Genomic DNA, 21,525 nt, shown 5'->3' with positions numbered 1-21,525 from the left:
ACCATGACGCGCGTGCAATCCACAATCAGGGGATATCCCACTTATGCAACGTTTTCTTAGCATCGCCCTGGCGCTGTGCGTCGGCCTGACGCTGAGCCTGGACGCCAACGCCAAACGCTTCGGCGGCGGCAAGAGCTCGGGCTCCGCGCCTATCCACCAGACTCGCCAGGCTACGCCAACCACGCCTGCTGCCGCACCGACCGCTCCAGGTCGCGCGCCGGCCGCCGCCAGCGGTGCTTCGCGCTGGCTGGGCCCACTTGCCGGCCTGGCCGCCGGTGGCCTGCTGGCCTCCATGTTCATGGGTGACGGCTTCCAGGGCATGCAGATCATGGACTTCCTGATCATGGGCCTGATCGCCTTCCTGGTGTTCCGCTTCATCGCAGCCCGCCGTCGCCAGCAACAGGCTCACGCTGCGCCTGCCGGCCACGCGCCGTTCCAGCGCGAAGCACACACCCAGCAACCGGCTCAACCGTCGATCTTCGGTGGCGCCGCCGCACCTGCCGCCGCCGCGCCGGTGATCAACGCCCCGGCCTGGTTCAACGAGCAAAGCTTCCTGGCCGCCGCGCGCAACCACTTCCAGTCGCTGCAGCAGCACTGGGATGCCAACGAGATGGACAAGATCGCCGAGTTCGTCACCCCGCAACTGCTCGAGTTCCTCAAGCGCGAGCGTGCTGACCTGGGTGATGGCTTCCAGTCCACCTACATCGATAACCTCGATGTGCAGCTGGAAGGCGTCGATGATCGCGCCGACAAGACCATCGCCACCCTGACCTTCCGTGGTCAGTCGAAGACCTCGCGCTTCGACCAGGGCGAAGCCTTCAGCGAAAGCTGGCACATGGAGCGCGCTCAGGGCGAAAACCAGCCTTGGCTGCTCGCCGGTATCCGCCAGAACGGCTGATCCTGACACGTTGCAACAAAAAAACCCCGGGCTTGCCCGGGGTTTTTGCTTTTGCCTCAGCGGGCTACTAGGGTATAACGCGCAGCGTTGTCATCAAGGTAGAGGATGTGAACCGTGGAAGAAGTGATCGAACAACTGCGTGAAGCCAATGAGCCGGTACCGGTACCCCTGGAGCTTCCTGATGAAGATCAGCTGGTTGAGGTCGAGGAGCAGCTGTTCATCAACATTCCGTTCGTGTTCAAGGAATACCTGCTGACCGTCAGCGACGTGGTCTATGGCAGCCTTGAGCCCGTGACCGCGACCGATCCGCAGTCGCACACCTACCTGCCGGAAGTGGCGGCCAATGCCTGGGACGCTGGCGTCCCACGGGAATTGATCCCGATCTGCCAGGATGGCGACGACTACTACTGCGTCGAAGAGGACGGCACCGTGGTGCTGTGGTCCGGCGAAGAAGAGATCGTCACCGAAGAGAGCTGGGAATCGGTCTGGCATTGGGCGCGTGACGTCTGGCTGGAAAGCTGAACGAGAGTTATCCGCACAAACTAATGGCTCTTAGCCATTAATGGCCGTAAAATCGCCAGGCTTTCTGCGCCTGGCGACTCGCTACCGTGTCATCCCCTCGGACTTCGATGAAATCTCGCGCAGAGAGCATTTCTCTGTCAGTGCGAGTGATCACGGTTGTTTTCCAGGGTCTCCAGCAACGCGATCTGCATGCGCGTATGCACCCGAATCAACCAGCGCCACAGCAGCGCCACGACCACTGCCGCTACCACCACTATCACCAGCAGCAACTCATTGGTCGGCAAAATGCTCGCCGACAACGCCGACAGCAGCAGGAAGATCACCAGCAGCGACAGCAGCGGGATTACCTCGGCGATCACCCGACGCACACGCTGGGTATGCCGCCCGGCCATCTCAGGCTTCACGCCCATCTCCGCCAACAGCATCGATAGCGCCTTGAGCTTGCGATAGGCGGCAATCAGGAATGGCAACGACAACAGCAGTGCCGCGCCCCAGATCAGCGCCTTCTGCTGGCCAATGTCGCCCACCCACTCGCTCAACCAACTACCGAGCCGTTCGGCGAAGTAACCGCCACTGAAGAAGATCGCGATCACCAGCGCCAGATTGACCCCGACCTGCAGCAAGATGCGCCGGATCATCGCCGCCAGCATTGCCCCCTCGCCTTGCGGCTGAATACTGCGCAACCATTCGCCATACAGCGACAGTACCCGCGAAAGGCGGCTCGGGACAATTTTGCCAAGCTTGATCGACAGCGGATCGGCCGCACGAATCAAGTAAGGCGTGAGCAGCGTGGTGATCGCCGAGACGGCCACGGCGACCGGATAGAGGAAGTCGCTGGTGACCTGCAACGTCATGCCCAGCGCGGCAATGATGAAAGAGAACTCGCCGATCTGCGAAAGGCCCATGCCCACCCGAAGTGAAGTGCGACCGTCATTACCGGCGATAAAAGCACCCATGCCGCAAGAGAGCATCTTGCCCAGCACCACCGCCAGGGTGATCACCACGATTGGCCAGGCGTAATCGATCAGGACCTGAGGGTCGATCATCAGGCCGATGGCAACGAAGAAAATCGCACTGAACAGGTCGCGAACCGGCTCGATCAGCCGCTCGATCTTCAGCAGTTGGCGCGACTCGGCCATGATCGCACCGATCAGGAAGGCGCCCAGCACCATGCTGTACTCAAGCTTGACCACCAGCAGGCAGAAGCCGAAACACAAGCCCAGCACGGTAATCAGCAGCATTTCGTTGCTTTCGAACTTGGCCACATAGGCCAACAGCCGTGGCACCAGCAAGATACCAATGACCAGCGCGACGATCATGAACAGCGACAGCTTGCCGACGGTGGAGAACACTTCGCCGGAGCTGACCGAACCGCTGACTGCGATACCCGACAACAGGGCAATGATGCCAATGCCCAAGATGTCTTCAACGATGAGCACGCCGAAGATCAGCTGGGCGAAGCGCTCGTTCTTCATCTTCAGGTCGTTGAGCGCCTTGACGATGATGGTGGTCGAGGAAATCGCCAGGATCGCGCCGAGGAACAGCGAATCCATGGTGCTCCAGCCGAACCAGCGACCGATTTCGAAACCGATCCAGATCATCAGGACGATTTCCAGGAACGCCGCGATAAATGCCGTCGCGCCGACCTTGAATAACTTGCGTAGGCTGAATTCCAGGCCCAGGCAGAACATCAGGAAGATTACCCCCAGCTCGGCCAGGGTCTTGATCGTGTCTTCGTCGTGAATCAGGCCAAACGGTGGGGTGTGCGGGCCAATGATGAAGCCGGCAACGATATAGCCAAGCACCACGGGTTGCTTGAAGCGATGGAACAGGATGGTGACCACCCCCGCCACCAGCATGATCACTGCCAGGTCCTGAATAAAGCTGATGGCATGCATGGCGTGGTACTCCTTTTCACGTTGCCCGGGCAGACCGCTCCTCTGCCGAGGTCATCCTCAGCGAGCAGCAGATACATACTGTGTTTAATGCAGGAAAGCCCATGTTGCATGGGCTTGCTCAGGTTAACATCGCGCTTCTGCGCAAAACGTTGGTGCAATATGCAGAAACATGTCGGCCGCTTCGCCTCAGCTAATGGCGCGAACCGCGTGACGATGGAGCGTCTGCCGACGTCCCGTACCAGGATGGGAAATTTCAACAGGGGACGAAGAAGTGTCCGAAGATGCCCGCCCCGTTTCAGCGCAACCTCACCGTGAGCACACTATGGAACCTGGAAACGCCCAGCTGACTATGACCGTCCTGATGACTCCGGACATGGCCAACTTCTCCGGCAACGTACACGGCGGCACCTTGCTCAAGTACCTCGATGAGGTGGCCTATGCGTGCGCCAGCCGCTATGCCGGCACTTACGTGGTGACCCTGTCGGTCGATCAAGTGGTATTCCGCGAGCCGGTCCACGTCGGCGAGCTGGTCACCTTCCTGGCCTCGGTCAACTACACCGGCAACACCTCGATGGAGGTGGGCATCAAAGTGGTGACCGAGAACATTCGCGAGCGCTCGGTGCGCCACTCCAACAGCTGCTTCTTCACCATGGTTGCAGTCGATGACAATCGCCGTCCGGTCCCGGTGCCTGCGCGCCTACCGCAGAGCAGCGAAGAGAAACGCCGCTTCCTGCAAGGCAAGCAGCGCCGGCAGATCCGTCAGGAACTAGAAAAGCGCTACCAGGACCTGAAGACCGACGCCATTTAAACCGTCAGGCGCTGTGCTTCGAAGCGCACGCGCGGATGGGCAATACGATCCTGGGCCCGTACCAGCTGCAATTCGTAGCTGGCGCTGGCCTGAGTTTCGAGCAGAACCTCGTGCACGGCGGCAGCGGTGAACTCGAACGCCTGTACCCAGCTGTCACCCAACAGCACCCGGGCCAGGAACAGCCCAGAGGTGAGGTCGCCGACGCCTACCGGTTGACGCGGGAAGCACAGCAGCGGCCGACGCAGGTGCCAGCTTTCCTCGCGGGTCACCAACAGCATTTCAAAGGCGTCTTCAGCGCGGCCCGGGTAGCTCAGGTGCTTGACCAGGACCACTTGCGGCCCACGCTCGAGCAGGCCGCGCGCCATCGCCACACAATCTTCCAACGATTGCGCCCGACGCCCACTGAAGCTGTCCAGCTCAAGCTGATTGGGGCAGAGGATATCGGCCTTTGAAGCCGCTTGTTCGAGCAGGAACTCACTGACTTCCTCGGGGACGATGCAGCCCTTCTCGGCATGGCCCATGACCGGATCGCACAGGTACAGCGCCTTGGGGTTGACCGCCTTGATCCGCTCGACGCCAGCGAGAATAGCCCGTCCTTGCTCGGCACTGCCCAGGTAGCCGGACAACACCGCATCGCAGTGGCCCAGCTCGCCAATGTTGCAAATGCCTTCTACCAACGCAGGAATTTGCGCTGAAGCAAGCACTTCTCCCGCCCACTGGCCATACTGAGTGTGATTGGAGAATTGCACGGTATTGAGTGGCCAGACGTTGACCCCGATCCGCTGCATGGGAAACACCGCGGCGCTGTTTCCGGCGTGGCCAAAGACCACATGGGACTGGATAGCGAGCAGATGCGGTGTACGTTTCATGCGGAGTTTTCCAAAGACGATTCAGGATGAGAGCGTCGCGCAGTATGAACTCGATTGCCACCTGTACGACAGACCAGGGACGCAGTTAAGCTGGATCTACTTGTTTGGAGCCTACGCAAATGTTGACCCTGGAGAACCTCTTCGTCCTGATGCTGCTCGCCACGGTCGGCGCCTGGCTGTGGCACAACCATGGCCTGCGCGAGAAGGCCCTGGCACGGGTCAAGCAGCATTGCGCCAAACTCGATCTGGAGCTTTTGGACGACGCCGTCGCGCTCAAGCGCATTGCGTTCGTGCGTGACGCCAACGGCCGCAAGCGCCTGGCGCGGATCTACAACTTCGAATTCACCGTCACCGGCGAACAGCGTCACCCGGGCACTGTCACCCAGTTCGGTGCACACACCATGCAGATCGAGCTGGCGCCCTACCCGTTCGAGATCAAGACCCCGCCACGCAGCGATAACGTCATCGAGATGCAGCAGTGGCGCCAGGAGCACAATCGCTGGCGCAACGATCAGCGCTAAAGGCGGCAGGCGGCCAGGGCGCTCTGCAGGGCTGGCGTGGGCTGCGGCTGAGCGAAGATCAGCTCGATGCGTGAATCCTTGCGCCATTCGCTTGAGTGCCAAGCCACGGCACTGGCCTGCAGGCCATTGAAGGATTGCCAGCCCTCTGCGCTGTGGATAACTCCCTTGGCCCTACGCCAGGGCCAAGCGCGGAGAAACGCCTGTAATCGCGACACATCGAACCGCTGGCTGGGATGCCAGCGCCAGCCGATACTCCAACCCCCTTCACCTTGTTGCGCCAGGCAAATCGGCTGGGATGGATCTGTCCACAGGGCTGCAAGCGGCGCAGATGTGTTTTCCACAGGCAGCTCAATCTCCGCAGAATTGGCTATATCGCATGTGGAAAACATTGGCAGCTGCGCCAGGGGAAACTCGCCGTGCTCGGTCCAGTAACTGGGAAGGCCAGGCAGCTGTTGAGTTATCAACAACCTCCGCTGTTCATCCACAGCTTCAGATTTGTTAAATATCAACAAGTTAGCTGCCGACAACGCCAGCTTTTGCGTCTCCGGTAATGGCTCTCCTCGAGCCAGCGCAAGGGCATCGAGCACCATGATCATGGGCTGCACATTGAGCACTCCCGTCCACGGTGCCTGCCCCAGCTGCTTGAGCAGCTGGAGTGGATGACCCAAACCAGACGGCTCTATGAACAAGCGATCAGGACGGGCTTTGCGCAGCAAGCGAGCCAAGCCGACCTGAAACGGCATGCCGTTGACGCAACACAGGCATCCTCCCGCCACTTCGCCAATCGCCACGCCATCCTCGTCGCGGCTGAGCAGGGCAGCATCGAGGCCGATCTGGCCGAATTCATTGACCAGTACCGCCCAACGCTCGGTGGCCGGACGTTGAGCGAGCAGCTGCCGGATCAGGCTGGTCTTGCCAGCGCCCAGTGGGCCAGCGATAACGTGGGTAGGAATGTTCTGCAACATGGTTGGGCATCGAGACGGAATCAACCTTCACTATGCCCCGTCATGCCAACCAGTCAAGGCTAAGCAGCAGGCGGCGCTCGCCGGGTGCGGTCATCGGTGAGCGGTGCACCAGCCCTGCCCCTTCATTGCCCAGCCACTTCTCGCCCTTGAGTATTGCAACTTCACCGGCCTGCAAGCGCTGAATGTTATCCACAGCCGGCTGAGCGTTGTGAAGATGTCCACGGTCTATTGCCTCTTCCTTGAGCCACTCGCTGCCGGCACCGGTATAGGTAGTCAACAGTCGCAAAGGGACTTTATCCACATGGAAGCGCGGACACATGGCGCCCTCCAGCACCCGCAAGCGCAGGCCAATCCGGCGCGCGCCCAGCAGGCAGGTGTAAGCGGCCACCAGCCAGGCCACGTCGGCGACGAAGCTCTCATAGCCATGCAGATCAGCCGCTCCCGGCAGCAGGCCTGGTAACTGCGGCGGGTGACGTTCATCCACATCGATCACCCGTTCATCTGCCAATAGCGGGTCAAGGCTGAGCAGCACTGTGGAAAAGTCTTCGACCTGCGCTGGCAAGCGTCGCTGCCAAGCCGCGAGGTTAACGCCATCCTGCAGTATTTCAGCCAACACCTGCGGCGATTGGCCGAACACCTGGGAGATATCCACAGTGCGAGTGGTACTCATGCCGCCATCTCGTCATGCCAAGCACCGAACGGATCGGGTAAACGTAGCCAAGCCATTGGACCCGTCTCCATCTCTTCATCAGTCAACAAGCAGGCGTCCAGCTCTGTGGATAACCTGGCAAAGTCGATGTTCTGACCAATGAATACCAGCTCCTGCCGGCAATCGCCTACCTCTGCTGTCCACTGCTTGAGAATCGCCGCAGTATTGTCTTCATCCTGTGGCCATTGCTCGCGCGGCACGAAGCGCCACCAGCGCCCGGCCAAACCATGGCGCATCATGCCGCCTGCCTGGGACCAGCTGCCGGCTTCCTGGTACTTGCTGGCCAGCCAGAAGAAGCCCTTGGAGCGCAGCAAGCGGCCATTGCTCCACGGCTTGTGGATAAAGTCGAAGAAACGCTGCGGGTGTAGCGGACGACGCGCCTGCCAGCTGCTGGCAGCGATGCCATACTCCTCGGTCTCGGGCACGTGCTCGCCACGCAGCTCTTGCAGCCAACCCGGCGCCTGCGCCGCCTGATCGAAGTCGAACAAGCCGGTATCGAGAATTCGCGTCAGCGGCACTTGGCCCATCACCATCGGCACGATCTGCGCCCGGGCATTGAGGCTACGCAGGATCGCCGTGAGCTCTTCACGCAGGTCCCGGCTGATCAGGTCGATCTTGCTCAGCAGCAGCACGTCGGCGAACTCGATCTGCTCGATCAGCAAGTCGCTGATCGAACGCTCATCCTCTTCGCCCAAGGTTTCGCCGCGGCTGGCCAAGCTCTCGGCCGCTTGGTAATCGCGCAAAAAATTCAAACCGTCGACCACGGTGACCATGGTATCCAAGCGCGCCATATCGGACAGGCTACGGCCTTGTTCATCTCGGAACGTGAACGTCTCGGCCACCGGCAGGGGTTCGGAAATACCAGTCGACTCGATCAGCAGGTAATCGAAACGCCCTTCCTCGGCGAGCCGCGCCACTTCCTCAAGCAGGTCTTCGCGCAAGGTGCAGCAGATGCAGCCATTGCTCATCTCGACCAGTTTTTCTTCAGCGCGGTTGAGGCTCACGTTGCGCTGCACCTCACTGGCGTCGATGTTGATTTCGCTCATGTCGTTGACGATCACAGCGACGCGCAAGCCATCACGGTTGCGCAGGATGTGATTGAGCAAGGTACTTTTGCCCGCGCCTAGAAAGCCGGACAACACGGTGACAGGGAGACGGTTGGACATGGTGGACCTCTTCAGGCGGACGCATTCGAAACGATGCATTGCACAATGTTATAATATAACAATACAATTTCGCCAAGCCGTGCTGCCCAATGGCATCCGTGGAGAAGCCTATGAAACTGCCCTGTGCCTTGGCGCTATTGCTGATTGTGACGCCGGCACACCTGCTGGCGCTGCCGCAAACCAATCTGGCGCTATGTACGCGAAGCGCCACGCTGCTCGCCTGCAAGGATGGCAACGGCAATTACTACAGTGTGCGCAGCGAAGGTAGCTCTCTGTATCTGCGCGGCTTCGAAGCGGCGAGCAAAAGACTGTGGGCGCAAACCAACACCGGTTACGGCCCGACGACCTTCTATACCGGTCTGGCGAGCGATGGAGAGGCTTGGTTCGGCTACAGCCGTCGAGTTGGTTGGACCACCTTGAACCGAGTGTCCAGCTCCAGCGGACAACGCTTCAACTTGCACTGCAGCCTGATTGGCGGATGCCGCTGACGATATTTTTGATGGGTACCCTGATGACCAGCTTGAAACTCCCCGATGTGGCAACGCAAACCACTCAACGCACCCAGCCTTTGGATTGGGTCGGCATGCAGGGCATCGCCTTGCCCGTACAGTTTGAAGGGCGAACGCTAAGTGCTCGTGCCAGTGCAGGGGTTAACCTGGATGACGGCAAGTCGCGGGGTATTCATATGTCGCGGCTGTATCTGGCTTTGGAGAGCCTGGAGCATAGCGAACTGAGCCCGCAGGTATTACGGCACTTGCTGGCGACCTTTCTCGACAGCCATGCAGGGCTTTCTTCTGCCGCTTACCTGAGCCTCACCTTCGAGCATCTGCTGAAAAGGCCAGCGCTGGTCAGCCCACTCTCCGGTTGGAAAAGCTACCCGGTGACGGTTGATGCCAGCATCAAAAATGAGATGTTCCACGTGGAACTATTTGTGCAAATTCCCTATTCATCCACTTGCCCTTGCTCGGGGGCGCTGGCTCGGCAGCTTATTCAGCAGCAGTTTCTAGCTGACTTCAGCCATGCTGACTTGAATCGCGAGGCGCTTTTGCAATGGTTGGGTAGCAGTCAGGGAATCGTAGCCACGCCTCACAGCCAGCGCAGCGATGCACAAGTAAAAGTGCGCCTGCGTGATGCTATGCAAACGTTGCCGATTACAGGCCTGATCGATCGAGTAGAAGGCGCCTTGGGCACGGCAGTACAAACTGCGGTCAAGCGCGCCGATGAACAGGCCTTCGCATTGGCCAACGGACAAAATCTCATGTTCTGCGAGGACGCCGCCAGGCGGGTCCACCTCGCGCTGCGGGAAGTGGAATGGTCGAGCGGATTTAACGTGCGCGTGGAACATGCCGAAAGCCTGCATGCCCATGACGCTGTGGCGGTCAGCGAGTGGCAGTGGTAATTGCCGAGGGGCCGCGCTGCGACCCCAAATGACTTAACTTCAAGAACGTGGTTTGACTGTTCCACAGTCGTTGCCCAACCACACCGCTCGCGTATTCATGCTGCCCTGCTGTTGAACACCCGAAGCATTGAACGTGCCGTTGACCTTGGTGGTGAACTCCCGATCGCTAAGAAAAGTCGCCTCCCCGGTACCCTGCGCCTTTGGGCAGCTAAACTGAAACTTCCAGACATTGCCGCTGCGGTCGGTGATCTTTTGCGTACAGCCCGACTGCGGATCCTGCAACGGGATGTCATCAGTCTTGACCTGCTCCGGCGTCAGGCACGAACGCACACCATTACCTGCCACGGTAATCCCCTGTTTTGCCAACACACCTTCCATCATGGCGCGCTGCTCGAGCGGTAGGTTCTTCAACTGACCGAGCATGAAGCCCATGTCGGGCAACGGCTTGCCGTCGACCTGCATATTGCTGGTGGTCAGCTCCCACAGGCCGGGTTGCAACATCTGCGCATTGACCAGCGGGCTGGCCAGGCCCACGACCAAGGCGAAAAGTGGCAGACGAATCTTCATCGATGGATGCTCCTTAGCATTACCGGCAATCTGGCCGGACAGAGCTTAGACGTCATTTTCGTGATTGGGTTGCAAGCCAGCCCATTAACGTGGTCTGTTAGCTGAAGTGATTTCGGCAAGCAGGATGCGTATGGATTACCACAGCCCCTACTTCTTCGGTTACGTGCTCGGCCTCATCCATTTGCTCGGCATCATTGCCGCGCTCCATGCAGTATTCACCGTGCGCACTGCCCAAGGTGCAATCGCCTGGGCGATGCCGCTGTTCTTCATTCCCTACCTGACCTTGATCCCCTATCTGGTTTTCGGCGCCCGCTCCTTCAATGCCTACATCCAGGCCAGGCGCCAGGCCAACCAGGAAATGCACGTGGCGATGGCCAACCTCAACTGGCGGCCATGGGTCGAGGAAGCACTCACCGCGCGCGAGTCCGACAGTTATGCGGCGCTGCGGGCAATGCCCAAGTTGGGTCGCATGCCGTGCCTGGCCAACAACGACGTCAAACTGTTGATCGATGGACAAGCCACTTTCGATGCCATCTTCGCTGCCATCGCTCAAGCGCGGCGGGTGGTGTTGGTGCAGTTCTTCATCATCCACGACGATGCTATTGGCCGTGAGCTGCAACAGCTGCTGTTGCGCAAGGCGGCTGAAGGTGTGCAGATTTTCGTCTTGTATGACCGGGTGGGCAGCCACGCCCTACCCGCCAGCTACAGCCAGGTATTGCGCGATGGCGGAGTACAGATCAAGGCGTTCGCAACTCGCAGTGGCTGGTTCAATCGCTTCCAGGTCAACTTCCGCAACCATCGCAAGATCGTCGTGGTCGACGGGCTGGAGGGTTTTGTCGGCGGGCATAACGTCGGCGACGAATACCTGGGGGGCCACCCTCGGCTGTCGCCCTGGCGCGATACCCATGTGCAAATCAGTGGGCCGGTGGTGGCGTGCCTGCAAGAGTCATTCGCCGAAGATTGGTACTGGGCCACCCGCGAGCTCCCCCCTCTGATCCTTCCCGACACCTATCCGGACAACGGTGTGCTGTGCCAATTGCTCGCCAGCGGTCCGGCCGACCCGCAGGAAACCTGTTCACTGTTCTTCGTCGAGGCCATTCAATCCGCCACCCACCGGGTGTGGATCACTACCCCCTACTTCATCCCCGACGAAGCCGTGTTCGCCGCCTTGCGCCTGGCGGTCATGCGCGGAGTGGATGTGCGCATCCTGATCCCCGCTCGGCCTGACCATCGGATTGTCTATGCCGCTTCCAGCCTGTTTGCCTTCGAAGCGGTGCGTGCTGGGGTGCGTATGTTCCGCTATCAGCCGGGCTTCCTGCACCAGAAGGTGGTGCTGGTGGATGACGAAGTCAGCGCGATCGGTAGTGCCAACTTGGACAACCGTTCGTTTCGCTTGAACTTCGAAATCACCCTGCTGACCGTAGACCGGACCTTCGCCGATCAGGTGCAAGCGATGCTGCTCAACGACTTTGACCAAGCCAAGGAGATCACTGCCGAGGACAGCCGCGATACCCATCGCCTGCAACAACTGGGGATGCGTATAGCGCGGCTGATCTCGCCGATCCTTTGAGGTCAATTAGCGGTAGAGGTCTTCGCGGGTCCAGGGCAGGTCATGGTGACCATCCGCGTAAGGCTTCACCGCAAGAATCTGGTGCAGGTTGATCCAGCCCTTGCTGAAGGCATAGGCGCAGCCTGCCAGGTACAGACGCCAAATGCGCAGGGTCTTCTCCGGCACCAGGGCCGCCGCCCGGTGCAACTGGTGCTCGAGGTTTTCGCTCCAGTGATGCAGGGTCTTGGCGTAGTGCAGGCGCAGGCTTTCGATATCCACTACTTCCATACCGGCCTGGCAAATGCTGCTGGTGATCATCGACAGGTGTGGCAGCTCACCGTTGGGGAATACATAGCGGTCGATGAACTCGCCCGCCCCTCGACCCACCGGACGCCCATCGACGTGTTTGGCGGTGATGCCGTGGTTCATCACCACGCCACCTTCGCGCACAGCGCCAAACAGCCTCTGGCAATACAGGTCGAGATTGGCGTGGCCGACATGTTCGAACATGCCAACGCTGACCACCTTGTCGAAACGTCCATCCTGCGGCAGGTCACGATAATCGAGAATCTGTAGGTCAACGCGCTTGGCCAGGCCTTCCTGTTTGACCCGCTCGCGCGCCAGCTTGAGTTGCTGCTTACTCAGGGTTATGCCAAAGACCTTGGCGCCATATTCACGCGCAGCGAACCGCGCCAGCCCTCCCCAGCCACAACCGACATCGAGCAGGTAGTCGTCCTGTTGCAGTCGAAGCTTGCGGCACAAGTGGTCGAACTTGTCCTGCTGGGCCTGATCGAGGGTGTTGTCCTGTTCCTTGAAGTAGGCGCAGGAGTAGGCCATGTCCTGGTCCAGCCAGAGCTGATAGAACGCATTGGAGACATCATAGTGATAGGCGATGGACTCGGCGTCGGTACTTTTGTCATGAGCGCTGCGTACTGGCGAGGCATCCTGTTCATCAGTCAGCAGGGCATCGCTGAGCTCATCGCAGACCCTTATCGCCTCACCGATATCGCCTTCCAGTTCCAGCTTGCCTTCAACAAACGCCGCTCCCAGTTGCCCCATGCTCGGATGGGTCAACTGACTGATCAGCTGAGGCTCCTTGACCAGTATCGTCACTTGCGGGCTTGGCCCCAGATCGAACTGGTTACCGTCCCAGAGCTTCAGGCGTAGTGGCAAATGCAGGCTCTGCAACGCAGGTGGAAGTTGCGCAAGCATGAAATGACCCTCCCTTTGAATTTCGGACGTCTGCGAAATAGGGTAGTTCATTCATGCGAAGTTTCCGTTTAACCCGACCTTGGTCTAAAACTTCCTGGCTGCCAGTAGCGCCCGAAGGATTGTATACAATCTTCGCTGCGACTAATCTTGTGCCCCTCTGCGCTTCCTCATCCTGGAGTAATCCCATGAAATCTTATGATGTCGTGATCATCGGTGGCGGCCCTGGTGGCTACAACGCAGCCATCCGCGCTGGCCAATTGGGCCTGAGCGTGGCCTGCGTCGAAGGTCGCAGTACCCTCGGTGGCACTTGCCTGAACGTCGGCTGCATGCCCTCCAAGGCATTGCTGCACGCCTCCGAGCTGTACGAAGCGGCCAGTGGTGAGGAGTTCGCTCACCTAGGCATCGAGGTCAAACCGACCTTGAACCTGGCGCAGATGATGAAGCAGAAAGACGAAAGCGTGACCGGCCTGACCAAGGGCATCGAGTACCTGTTTCGCAAGAATAAGGTCGACTGGATCAAGGGCTGGGGCCGTCTGGATGGCTTGGGCAAAGTCATCGTCAAAGCTGAGGATGGCAACGAAACCACCCTACAAGCCAAGGACATTGTCATTGCCACCGGCTCCGAGCCCACTCCCCTGCCCGGCGTGACCATCGACAACCAGCGCATTATCGACTCCACTGGCGCGCTATCGCTGCCACAGGTGCCCAAGCATCTGGTAGTGATCGGCGCTGGTGTGATCGGCCTGGAGCTCGGCTCGGTTTGGCGCCGATTGGGTAGTGAAGTCACCGTGATCGAGTACCTGGATCGAATCTGCCCCGGCACCGACGAAGAGACCGCCAAGACCCTGCAGAAGGCGTTGGCCAAACAAGGCATGCGCTTCAAGCTCGGCAGCAAAGTGACCCAGGCCACCCCTTCAGCTGATGGCGTCAGCCTGAGCCTGGAGCCGGCAGCAGGTGGCGCCGCTGAAACCCTGCAGGCTGACTACGTGCTGGTGGCTATCGGTCGTCGTCCCTACACCCAGGGCCTCAACCTGGAAAGCGTCGGCATTCAAACCGACAAGCGCGGCATGCTCACCAACGAACATCACCGCAGCAGCGTGCCAGGCATCTGGGTAATTGGCGATGTCACCTCCGGGCCAATGCTTGCGCACAAGGCTGAGGATGAAGCGGTGTCGTGTATCGAGCGAATCGCCGGCAAGGCTCATGAGGTGAACTACAACCTCATCCCTGGGGTGATCTACACCCGTCCGGAACTGGCCAGCGTCGGCAAGACCGAAGAGCAGCTCAAGGCCGAAGGCCGCGCCTACAAGGTCGGCAAGTTCCCCTTCACTGCCAACAGCCGGGCGAAGATCAACCATGAGACCGAAGGCTTCGCCAAGGTGCTGGCCGATGCCAATACCGATGAGGTCTTGGGCGTGCATCTGGTCGGCCCGAGCGTTAGTGAAATGATCGGCGAGTTCTGTGTGGCGATGGAGTTCTCAGCGTCGGCCGAGGATATCGCCCTCACCTGCCACCCGCATCCAACCCGCTCCGAGGCCTTGCGCCAGGCGGCGATGAATGTGGATGGGATGGCGATGCAGATCTGATAGTGCGCAGCCCAATCGCAGCGGCCCACCGCCGCTGCGATTTACCCGCGCGTTATCACGCTGGCAACACAGGCTGCTGAAAACGAGCCGCCAAAAACGGTGTGATATCGACCGGCGATGTCTCGTTGTGGATAACCTTGTCCAACATCACCCCGGTAATCGCCGATGTCAGAATCCCGGTACGGAAATGTCCACAGGCATTGAAGTATCCCTGCACCTCATCCACAGCCCCGAGGATCGGCAGCTCATCCGGTGACCCCGGCCGCAGCCCCGCCCAGGTCCGCTTGAGGTTCACCTGCGCCAGCTCCGGCACGCAGCGCACCGCGCCCTGCACCAGTCCACTGATTTCCGGGAAGGTGTTGTTGACATCAAAGCCCTTCTCTTCAGTAGTACTGCCAATCAGGATCTCGCCGTTGTCCTTTTGCGCCATGTAGCAATCGCTGGTGGTAATGCAGCCATCCAGCAGTTTCGGCAGGCGTTCGGTGAGCACGATCTGGCCCTTGACCGGCTTGACCGGAATAGCCGTTCCAGTCGCCCACTCGCTCAGCTCGGCAGCCCAGGCACCAGCCGCATTGAGCAGGGTATGGCAGTGGAAGTCTCCCGCTTGTTCGGTGCGCACACCCTTGATCCGCGCCCCTTGATGCATGACACCCGTAACCCGGGTATTCAGATACAAGTCGACGCCATTCTGCCGAGCCGCCTCCAGATAGGCATCGCCCAGGCGGAACGGGCTCACCTGGTGATCGCAGAGAAACTCGAGCGCTCCGGTTGCCTGCAAGGTCACTGCCGGCTCTGCTTCACGCAACGCCCTGCGATCAAGCCAACGTACCTGCTCGGCCAGGTGGGGGATCTGCTTGACGATGTGTTCGGCGTAGAGCTGGTCCTCTTCATCCTGAATCACGTACTTCAATCCGGTACGCTCGAACTTGAAGTCCATGCCATGGCGCTCGATCAGCTCCTGATGCAGCTGTGGATAAAGCGCGTTCGACTGCAGCGCCAGGTCGAAGAAGCACTGCGGGAGGATATGCGGCGTGCTCGAATCCACGGCCACCGCGGCCCCATGGGCTTCACGCTTGGCCCGCGAAGACAGCATGCGAAAGAAGATCACCCCGCAGCCCAGCCCCACCGATTCACCAATGGCCCACAAACCTCCAGCCGACGCGCGAGTGGCATTGCCGGGGCGCTTGTCATCGATCAAGGCAATGCGCAGGTTGCCGCGCTTGGACAGCTGATAGGCGCACGAAGCGCCGATAACGCCGCCGCCGGCAATCACGATATCGTATGTCTTGGTCATGCTCAGGCCTCCGTGGCCAGGTGCTGAAAGGCTGAGAAAGGCACCGGGTCTACCGGAAACCGGGGTCGCAGCCAGCCGACATCGGCCCGGCCGGTAGCCGCCCGCAGGCGATCAGTGCAATAGCCCACGCACATGCGCCCTTGGCAGTCGCCCATGCTCACCCGGGTGCGCATCTTCAAACTGGCCATGTCTTGCACGCCCTGTTCGAGCGCCAGGTCGATAGCGTCGCGGGTAACCTGCTCGCAGCGACATATCACCGTATCAGCCTGGGGCAACTCAATTTGCGCTGCGCCGCGTGCGGTAAAGCGCTCGACCCCGGAGCGAAAGCGTTGGATCGAAGCCAGCCTGCCCAAGTACAGCTCACGCCGCTCGATCGCCTGCTCGGCGCTGAGCACCGCCAACTGCTGCAATATCGATACGGCGGCTAGACGCCCGGTCAGCATTGCCGCCTCACCCCCGCGTATACCTGCCATGTCACCCGCCAAGTGGATATGCGGCAGGCTGCTTTGCTGCCATACATTAACCTCAGGCCGCAGGTAGCCGTCGTCGCTGAAACCATGCGCCAGCCCCAGTTGCTGGCTGATCTGAGTACGGGGAATGAAGCCGTAGCCGACGGCGAGCGTTTGCACCCGTTCCCGCTGCACGCGAGTCAAATCCGGCTGCCAGTCCTGGGTGTAAGGCGCGACGCTCACCTCATTCAGCTCGCCGTCGCCTTGGGCAGCGACCACGCCCCAGCCATAGTGCATGGGAATTCCATTGAGCTTCATGTAGGCCAGCATGCTCAGGCCGTCGAGAAATAGCTGAGGCTTGTTCAACAGCGCCAGGCTCTCGCGCGCTATGCGGTTGAACGCGCACGCTTCGTAAACCCCCGCAACTTTGGCTCCGGCAGCGTGCAACTGGCAGGCCACCAGTGGCAGCAGTGGCCCAGTACCGGCGATCAAAGTACTGCCCAGCGGCTTGACCACCCCACTCTTGATCTGCAGCTGCAGGCCGCCGAGCAGCATCACGCCGGGTAAAGTCCAGCCAGGGAAAGGCACGTTACGTTCATGACAACCGGCCGCCAGCAGCAGTTGGGCATAGTCGATTTCATGCAGGTGCTCGTCACCATCGAGCACCATCAAGCACTGCTCATTGCCTCCAACCACGCGGCTGTTCAGACGCAGGTCGATATGCTCGGCACACAGGGCGAAATCTTCGTGCAGCGTATTCAACGCCTTGGCATAGCGTGCCCCCAGATAGCCGAGGTCGACGCCCGCCCGCAGCGGACCGCGATAGACCACCCCGCCTGGGCGCGAAGCTTCGTCGAACAGCAGGCTGGCGACGCCATGCTCAGCCAGCTCGATAGCTGCCGCCATGCCTGCCGAACCACCACCAACGATCACCGGACGCAGGCTCATGAGTGCTCCTCCGGCGAGATGCGGTTGAACTGGGTTTCGATGTGCATGCCAGCGCGAACCACTGTCTGACAGGCGCGGCGTTTGGCTCGGCCATCAATGGCGACCAGGCAGCAATGGCAAACGCCCATGCCACAGAAAGCGCCACTGACGTGGCCATGATCATTACGCGCCACTTGGCGCAGGCCAACGGCGTTCAAGACACTGAGTACGGTTTCACCCGGAGCGGCGGCAACGGCAACGCCGTTGAGGTGGAGGGTCAGGTGATCTGCCGGAAGGGGCTGGATATCGAGGATTCTTTCCATTGGGTATTACCTTGTCGTCCATGTTCAACAGGGGACACAAGGTAATTCAACTTCGGGTAGGAAATATTGATCTATGCCGTATTAAGTCCGTGAGATATTTCCTATATATGTGAAGGAAAAAGTCACCTACACATGAAGGTTAGAGATATCTATGGAAGCCTGACGGTACAGAGCTCCTGTCGTCCCTTAAACGACCGAGTCTTTAATTATAACTGCTCCCGCACTACTTCGTTGACAGCAAAATAGAAGACTCGTATGCTCGAACAAGGGAATGAAAACCATTCCCAAGTAACGCCTTGCAATGAGTTTCCCGCTGGATTTTCTCAATCCACCGATCAAGTTATGGGATGCGGTAAGCACTTCTTAACATTCTATTACTGAATATTATTACAACTAACGAAAGGCCCTCAGTAATGAACTGTATTTTTTGCCAAATTGCCGAAGGGATTTCTCCATCCCATATTATCTGGGAGGACGAAAAACATTTATCGTTTTTATCAATCTACCCCAATACGCCAGGATTCACGGTCGTTATACCCAAGTCACACCATAGTAGTTACGCTTTTGAACAAACTGACTTGGTTATTTCCGAGCTGGTGCTAGCAGCCAAGAACACCGCACTGTTGATTGACCGCGCCCTGCCAAACGTGGCGAGAACCGGTATGATTTTGGAGGGCTATGGCGTTGATCACCTGCACGCGAAGTTATTCCCCATGCATGGGACGGGTGAGGACAGTAAATTTAGAAAAATCAGCTCATGCGTAGACACGTATTTTGACAAGTATGAAGGTTATATTTCTTCGCATGATTCAGCCAGAGCTGATGACAGTGCCCTGTCTGAACTTGCTGCGCATATAAAATCTTTTAGTTGAGCGATTTATAATCCAACATGATTTCCCTATCCCCCCTAAGGTTTACGTGGATCATGGTGGCTTTCACGTAGTTGGTTACGAGGTAAGGTAAGGCAGCTTCGGTTGAAAAAGATTGACCTATGCCGGATTAGGGCTGCGTTGCAGTCCATCGCGGGACAAGCCCGCTCCCACAGAGTGACGCTTTCTTTGGATAGGCGCCGTTTTTGTAGGAGTAGGCTTGCCCCGCGCTGGGCGGCACAACGGCCGCCAAATCTAGACTGCACAGTGCACTAGATCACTCCACGGTAACCGACTTAGCCAGGTTACGCGGCTGGTCTACGTCGGTGCCCTTGAGCACCGCAACGTAGTACGACAGCAGTTGCAGCGGGATGGTGTAGAGAATCGGCGACAGAGCATCGCTAACGTGCGGCACCTTGACCACGTGGGTGCCTTCGCCATTGCTCATGCCCGACTGTTCGTCAGCGAACACCACCAGCTCGCCACCGCGGGCACGAACTTCCTGCAGGTTGGACTTGAGCTTCTCCAGCAGTTCGTTGTTCGGGGCCACGGTAACCACCGGCATGTCGCTGTCGACCAGCGCCAGCGGGCCATGCTTGAGCTCGCCGGCCGGGTAGGCTTCGGCGTGGATGTAGGAGATTTCCTTGAGCTTGAGCGCGCCTTCCATTGCCACTGGGTACTGCGCGCCACGGCCGAGGAACAGGGTGTGGTGCTTGTCGGCAAACAGCTCGGCGATCTTCTCGACCGTGCCGTCCATGGCCAGGGCTTCACCCAGGCGAGTCGGCAAGCGACGCAGTTCTTCGACCAACTCAGCTTCGACGCCTGCCTCCAGGGTGCCGCGAACCTGGCCCAATGCCAGGGTTAGCAGCATCAGCGAGACCAGCTGGGTGGTGAAGGCTTTGGTCGAGGCCACGCCGATTTCTGGGCCGGCCAGGGTCAACAGGGTCAGATCGGATTCGCGAACCAGCGAGCTGATGCCCACGTTGCAGATCGCCAGGCTGCCGAGGAAGCCCAGCTCCTTGGCATTGCGCAGGGCGGCCAAGGTATCGGCGGTTTCACCCGACTGGGAGATCGAGACGAACAGAGTGTCTGGCTGCACCACTACCTTGCGATAGCGGAACTCGCTGGCCACTTCGACCTGGCACGGAATGCCAGCCAGGCCTTCGAGCCAGTAACGGGCGACCATACCGGCGTGGTAGCTGGTGCCGCAGGCGACGATCTGCACGTTACGCACTTTGCCAAACAGCTCGGCTGCCTGTGGGCCGAATGCTTGCACCAACACGTGATCACTGCCCAGGCGACCTTCCAGGGTGCGCTGAACGACGGTTGGCTGCTCGTGGATCTCTTTGAGCATGAAGTGGCGATAAGCGCCCTTGTCCGCCGCCTCGGCACCTTCGTGGTACTGCACTGCCTCGCGCTGGACTTTGTTGCCAGCCTGATCCCAGATGTTGATCTGGTCACGGCGGATCTCGGCGATATCGCCCTCTTCGAGGTACATGAAGCGGTCGGTGACCTGGCGCAGGGCCAACTGGTCGGAAGCGAGGAAGTTTTCCCCATGGCCCAGGCCGATTACCAGCGGGCTACCGCTACGCGCTGCAACCAGGCGGTCTGGCTGCTTGACGCTGATCAGCGCCAAGCCATAGGCGCCGTGCAGGCGTTTGACCGCTACCTTGAGGGCGTCGGCCAGATCTGGCGTGCTCTTGAGGGTGTGGTGAATCAGGTGGACGATCACTTCGGTGTCGGTTTGCGAAACAAACGGGTAGCCCAGCGCTTTGAGCTCTTCACGCAGGGCTTCGTGGTTTTCGATGATGCCGTTGTGCACCACTGCCACTTCGTGGCCGGAGAAATGCGGGTGAGCATTGGTCTCGGTAGGTGCACCGTGGGTAGCCCAACGGGTGTGGGCGATGCCCAGTTGGCCCGCCAGCGGCTCGGCGGCAACAGCGGCTTCCAATTCGCTGACCTTGCCGATCCGGCGACGACGCTCAAGGGTACCGTCTTGGGTATAGACGGCCAGCCCTGCGCTGTCATAGCCACGGTATTCCAGGCGCTTGAGGCCTTCGATCAGGATAGTAGTGATGTTGCGCTCGGCTACGGCACCGACGATTCCACACATAATTAATGCTCCTGGCTGATCGCGGCGCAGATCAGGTTAATGCCGCGGGCTTTGAATTCTTCGCGTGCCGCTGCAGGCAGGCGGTCATCTGTAATCAGGGTGTTGATGCTGCTCCAGGGCAGCTCAAGGTTGGGAATCTTGCGCCCGACCTTGTCTGACTCGACCATCACGATCACTTCGCGGGCCACCTCCGCCATCACCCGGCTCAGGCCGAGCAGTTCATTGAAGGTGGTGGTGCCACGTTCGAGGTCGATGCCATCGGCACCGATGAACAGCTGGTCGAAATCGTATGAGCGTAGTACCTGCTCGGCGACCTGGCCCTGGAACGACTCGGAGTGCGGATCCCAGGTGCCGCCCGTCATCAACAGTACTGGCTCATGTTCGAGCTCGCTGATGGCACGGGCGACGTTCAACGAGTTGGTCATTACTACCAGACCCGGCTGGCGGCCCAGTTCAGGGATCATGGCGGCGGTGGTGCTGCCACTGTCGATGATGATCCGCGCATGTTCGCGAATCCGGGCAACGGCGGCGCGGGCGATCGCTTGCTTGTAGCGCGACACCGGCTGCACGGCTTCGCCGAGCAACTCCTGGGGCACCGGGACAGCGCCGCCATAACGGCGCAATAGCAGGCCGTTGGCTTCAAGCGCAGCGAGGTCTTTGCGGATGGTCACTTCCGAAGTTTCGAAACGCTTGGCCAAGTTATCCACACTCACTTCACCCTGCTCGGTGAGCAAGGCCAGGATATTGTGACGGCGCTGGGGCGTATTTCGTTTCGACATGACAGGTTAAGTTTCGATTCGAAAGATAATGATTGCAATCAAAACCTAAGACGAAGGCTTCGTCAATGCCTAAATAGCTCTGTGGATAAAAAAATCGCGGGG

21 protein-coding genes are annotated in these 21,525 nt (G+C 59.5%); 9 read left to right on the top strand and 12 right to left on the bottom strand.

Translation table 11 applies throughout. The annotated features are described in order from the left end of the window. Positions 1-43: 43 nt before the first annotated feature. Together ACF8K2_RS21045 and ACF8K2_RS21040 are read left to right on the top strand one after the other, a co-directional pair. Entirely contained in the window at positions 44-898 is an 855-nt protein-coding gene (locus tag ACF8K2_RS21045; protein WP_186553077.1) for a Tim44 domain-containing protein, read from the top strand. A gap of 114 nt (positions 899-1,012) precedes the next feature. Beyond that, positions 1,013-1,420 carry an SMI1/KNR4 family protein gene (locus tag ACF8K2_RS21040; protein WP_312156650.1) on the top strand — a complete coding sequence of 136 codons (408 nt, stop codon included), beginning with the start codon at positions 1,013-1,015 and terminating at the stop codon, positions 1,418-1,420. A 137-nt stretch (positions 1,421-1,557) separates the two neighbouring features. Here ACF8K2_RS21040 and ACF8K2_RS21035 read toward each other — a convergent pair whose 3' ends face one another. Then, positions 1,558-3,318 carry a cation:proton antiporter gene (locus ACF8K2_RS21035; protein ID WP_186553079.1) on the bottom strand — a complete coding sequence of 587 codons (1,761 nt, stop codon included), beginning with the start codon at positions 3,316-3,318 and terminating at the stop codon, positions 1,558-1,560. Positions 3,319-3,640: 322 nt separating this feature from the next. Here ACF8K2_RS21035 and ACF8K2_RS21030 point away from each other — a divergent pair, with 322 nt between their 5' ends. Continuing rightward, positions 3,641-4,126 (top strand): acyl-CoA thioesterase, encoded by a 486-nt coding sequence (locus ACF8K2_RS21030; RefSeq protein WP_186553080.1) that lies wholly within the window; start codon positions 3,641-3,643, stop codon positions 4,124-4,126. On the opposite strand, the gene pdxY is transcribed toward ACF8K2_RS21030, so the two are convergent. Next, positions 4,123-4,995: a pyridoxal kinase PdxY gene (gene pdxY / locus ACF8K2_RS21025; protein ID WP_392467413.1), complete on the bottom strand. Its 873-nt coding sequence runs from the start codon at positions 4,993-4,995 to the stop codon at positions 4,123-4,125. The genes ACF8K2_RS21030 and pdxY overlap by 4 nt on opposite strands. Before the next feature lie 119 nt (positions 4,996-5,114). Here pdxY and ACF8K2_RS21020 point away from each other — a divergent pair, with 119 nt between their 5' ends. Next, on the top strand, positions 5,115-5,516 hold the full coding sequence (locus ACF8K2_RS21020) for a DUF3301 domain-containing protein (protein WP_392467411.1): 402 nt from the start codon (positions 5,115-5,117) through the stop codon (positions 5,514-5,516). Here ACF8K2_RS21020 and ACF8K2_RS21015 read toward each other — a convergent pair. The 3 genes from ACF8K2_RS21015 to zigA are packed head-to-tail and all read right to left on the bottom strand — an operon-like array spanning position 5,513 to position 8,356. Continuing rightward, on the bottom strand, positions 5,513-6,481 hold the full coding sequence (locus ACF8K2_RS21015) for a CobW family GTP-binding protein (RefSeq protein WP_392467409.1): 969 nt from the start codon (positions 6,479-6,481) through the stop codon (positions 5,513-5,515). The two genes, ACF8K2_RS21020 and ACF8K2_RS21015, sit on opposite strands and share 4 nt — an antisense overlap. A 40-nt stretch (positions 6,482-6,521) precedes the next feature. Next, positions 6,522-7,151 carry a DUF1826 domain-containing protein gene (locus ACF8K2_RS21010; protein ID WP_392467407.1) on the bottom strand — a complete coding sequence of 210 codons (630 nt, stop codon included), beginning with the start codon at positions 7,149-7,151 and terminating at the stop codon, positions 6,522-6,524. Further along, entirely contained in the window at positions 7,148-8,356 is a 1,209-nt protein-coding gene (gene zigA / locus ACF8K2_RS21005; protein WP_392467405.1) for a zinc metallochaperone GTPase ZigA, read from the bottom strand. The genes ACF8K2_RS21010 and zigA overlap by 4 nt, the downstream gene beginning before the upstream one ends. A gap of 110 nt (positions 8,357-8,466) precedes the next feature. Between zigA and ACF8K2_RS21000 the strand changes: the two genes are divergently transcribed. Together ACF8K2_RS21000 and folE2 are read left to right on the top strand one after the other, a co-directional pair. Beyond that, complete coding sequence (locus ACF8K2_RS21000) at positions 8,467-8,844, top strand: glutamine synthetase (protein WP_186553086.1); 378 nt, start codon at positions 8,467-8,469, stop codon at positions 8,842-8,844. A gap of 23 nt (positions 8,845-8,867) precedes the next feature. Next, positions 8,868-9,755, top strand: a complete 888-nt coding sequence (gene folE2 / locus ACF8K2_RS20995; RefSeq protein WP_392467487.1) for a GTP cyclohydrolase FolE2 — start codon at positions 8,868-8,870, stop codon at positions 9,753-9,755. A gap of 39 nt (positions 9,756-9,794) precedes the next feature. Here folE2 and ACF8K2_RS20990 read toward each other — a convergent pair whose 3' ends face one another. Further along, complete coding sequence (locus tag ACF8K2_RS20990; RefSeq protein ID WP_392467403.1) at positions 9,795-10,322, bottom strand: DUF3617 domain-containing protein; 528 nt, start codon at positions 10,320-10,322, stop codon at positions 9,795-9,797. Between the two features lie 130 nt (positions 10,323-10,452). Between ACF8K2_RS20990 and cls the strand changes: the two genes are divergently transcribed. Further along, positions 10,453-11,892, top strand: coding sequence for a cardiolipin synthase (gene cls / locus ACF8K2_RS20985; protein ID WP_186553088.1), 1,440 nt, complete (start codon positions 10,453-10,455; stop codon positions 11,890-11,892). 6 nt (positions 11,893-11,898) lie between these two features. Here cls and cfaB read toward each other — a convergent pair whose 3' ends face one another. Beyond that, a complete protein-coding gene (gene cfaB / locus ACF8K2_RS20980; RefSeq protein ID WP_312156669.1) occupies positions 11,899-13,083 on the bottom strand; it encodes a C17 cyclopropane fatty acid synthase CfaB in 1,185 nt (394 codons plus the stop codon). Between the two features lie 185 nt (positions 13,084-13,268). On the opposite strand from cfaB, the gene lpdA reads away from it, so the two are divergent. After that, positions 13,269-14,669: a dihydrolipoyl dehydrogenase gene (gene lpdA / locus ACF8K2_RS20975; RefSeq protein WP_392467400.1), complete on the top strand. Its 1,401-nt coding sequence runs from the start codon at positions 13,269-13,271 to the stop codon at positions 14,667-14,669. A 55-nt stretch (positions 14,670-14,724) separates the two neighbouring features. On the opposite strand, the gene hcnC is transcribed toward lpdA, so the two are convergent. Genes hcnC through hcnA form a run of 3 tightly spaced genes read right to left on the bottom strand, consistent with a single transcriptional unit; the run spans position 14,725 to position 17,662 of the window. Continuing rightward, the gene (hcnC, locus tag ACF8K2_RS20970) at positions 14,725-15,963 is read right to left on the bottom strand and encodes a cyanide-forming glycine dehydrogenase subunit HcnC (protein WP_392467399.1); all 1,239 of its coding nucleotides are present in this window, start codon (positions 15,961-15,963) and stop codon (positions 14,725-14,727) included. A gap of 2 nt (positions 15,964-15,965) precedes the next feature. Then, a complete protein-coding gene (gene hcnB, locus ACF8K2_RS20965) occupies positions 15,966-17,360 on the bottom strand; it encodes a cyanide-forming glycine dehydrogenase subunit HcnB (RefSeq protein ID WP_392467398.1) in 1,395 nt (464 codons plus the stop codon). Further along, the gene (hcnA, locus tag ACF8K2_RS20960) at positions 17,357-17,662 is read right to left on the bottom strand and encodes a cyanide-forming glycine dehydrogenase subunit HcnA (protein ID WP_186553093.1); all 306 of its coding nucleotides are present in this window, start codon (positions 17,660-17,662) and stop codon (positions 17,357-17,359) included. The genes hcnB and hcnA overlap by 4 nt, the downstream gene beginning before the upstream one ends. Positions 17,663-18,075: 413 nt before the next feature. Here hcnA and ACF8K2_RS20955 point away from each other — a divergent pair, with 413 nt between their 5' ends. Beyond that, entirely contained in the window at positions 18,076-18,534 is a 459-nt protein-coding gene (locus ACF8K2_RS20955) for an HIT family protein (RefSeq protein WP_186553094.1), read from the top strand. Positions 18,535-18,808: 274 nt separating this feature from the next. Here ACF8K2_RS20955 and glmS read toward each other — a convergent pair whose 3' ends face one another. Then, positions 18,809-20,644 carry a glutamine--fructose-6-phosphate transaminase (isomerizing) gene (gene glmS / locus ACF8K2_RS20950; protein WP_186553109.1) on the bottom strand — a complete coding sequence of 612 codons (1,836 nt, stop codon included), beginning with the start codon at positions 20,642-20,644 and terminating at the stop codon, positions 18,809-18,811. A 2-nt stretch (positions 20,645-20,646) separates the two neighbouring features. Then, the gene (locus ACF8K2_RS20945) at positions 20,647-21,423 is read right to left on the bottom strand and encodes a DeoR/GlpR family DNA-binding transcription regulator (RefSeq protein ID WP_186553110.1); all 777 of its coding nucleotides are present in this window, start codon (positions 21,421-21,423) and stop codon (positions 20,647-20,649) included. Positions 21,424-21,525 lie beyond the last annotated feature (102 nt).

Source organism: Pseudomonas sp. xss_2, assembly GCF_043104195.1.
Classification (GTDB): Bacteria; Pseudomonadota; Gammaproteobacteria; order Pseudomonadales; family Pseudomonadaceae; genus Aquipseudomonas; species Aquipseudomonas urmiensis.
Note: the sequence above shows the minus strand (reverse complement) of the source record. Positions and strands in the feature narration are given on the sequence as shown.

Bases quoted from the DNA above. Each gene is read 5' to 3' on its own strand.
- ACF8K2_RS21020 (WP_392467411.1), top strand. From the start codon at position 5,115: ATGTTGACCCTGGAGAACCTCTTCGTCCTGATGCTGCTCGCCACGGTC.
- cfaB (WP_312156669.1), bottom strand. From the start codon at position 13,083: ATGCTTGCGCAACTTCCACCTGCGTTGCAGAGCCTGCATTTGCCACTA.
- zigA (WP_392467405.1), bottom strand. From the start codon at position 8,356: ATGTCCAACCGTCTCCCTGTCACCGTGTTGTCCGGCTTTCTAGGCGCG.
- ACF8K2_RS21045 (WP_186553077.1), top strand. From the start codon at position 44: ATGCAACGTTTTCTTAGCATCGCCCTGGCGCTGTGCGTCGGCCTGACG.
- ACF8K2_RS21035 (WP_186553079.1), bottom strand. From the start codon at position 3,318: ATGCATGCCATCAGCTTTATTCAGGACCTGGCAGTGATCATGCTGGTG.
- hcnC (WP_392467399.1), bottom strand. From the start codon at position 15,963: ATGACCAAGACATACGATATCGTGATTGCCGGCGGCGGCGTTATCGGC.
- pdxY (WP_392467413.1), bottom strand. From the start codon at position 4,995: ATGAAACGTACACCGCATCTGCTCGCTATCCAGTCCCATGTGGTCTTT.
- ACF8K2_RS21010 (WP_392467407.1), bottom strand. From the start codon at position 7,151: ATGAGTACCACTCGCACTGTGGATATCTCCCAGGTGTTCGGCCAATCG.
- ACF8K2_RS21000 (WP_186553086.1), top strand. From the start codon at position 8,467: ATGAAACTGCCCTGTGCCTTGGCGCTATTGCTGATTGTGACGCCGGCA.
- ACF8K2_RS20955 (WP_186553094.1), top strand. From the start codon at position 18,076: ATGAACTGTATTTTTTGCCAAATTGCCGAAGGGATTTCTCCATCCCAT.
- ACF8K2_RS21030 (WP_186553080.1), top strand. From the start codon at position 3,641: ATGGAACCTGGAAACGCCCAGCTGACTATGACCGTCCTGATGACTCCG.
- hcnB (WP_392467398.1), bottom strand. From the start codon at position 17,360: ATGAGCCTGCGTCCGGTGATCGTTGGTGGTGGTTCGGCAGGCATGGCG.
- lpdA (WP_392467400.1), top strand. From the start codon at position 13,269: ATGAAATCTTATGATGTCGTGATCATCGGTGGCGGCCCTGGTGGCTAC.
- glmS (WP_186553109.1), bottom strand. From the start codon at position 20,644: ATGTGTGGAATCGTCGGTGCCGTAGCCGAGCGCAACATCACTACTATC.
- cls (WP_186553088.1), top strand. From the start codon at position 10,453: ATGGATTACCACAGCCCCTACTTCTTCGGTTACGTGCTCGGCCTCATC.
- ACF8K2_RS20990 (WP_392467403.1), bottom strand. From the start codon at position 10,322: ATGAAGATTCGTCTGCCACTTTTCGCCTTGGTCGTGGGCCTGGCCAGC.
- ACF8K2_RS20945 (WP_186553110.1), bottom strand. From the start codon at position 21,423: ATGTCGAAACGAAATACGCCCCAGCGCCGTCACAATATCCTGGCCTTG.
- ACF8K2_RS21015 (WP_392467409.1), bottom strand. From the start codon at position 6,481: ATGTTGCAGAACATTCCTACCCACGTTATCGCTGGCCCACTGGGCGCT.
- folE2 (WP_392467487.1), top strand. From the start codon at position 8,868: ATGACCAGCTTGAAACTCCCCGATGTGGCAACGCAAACCACTCAACGC.
- hcnA (WP_186553093.1), bottom strand. From the start codon at position 17,662: ATGGAAAGAATCCTCGATATCCAGCCCCTTCCGGCAGATCACCTGACC.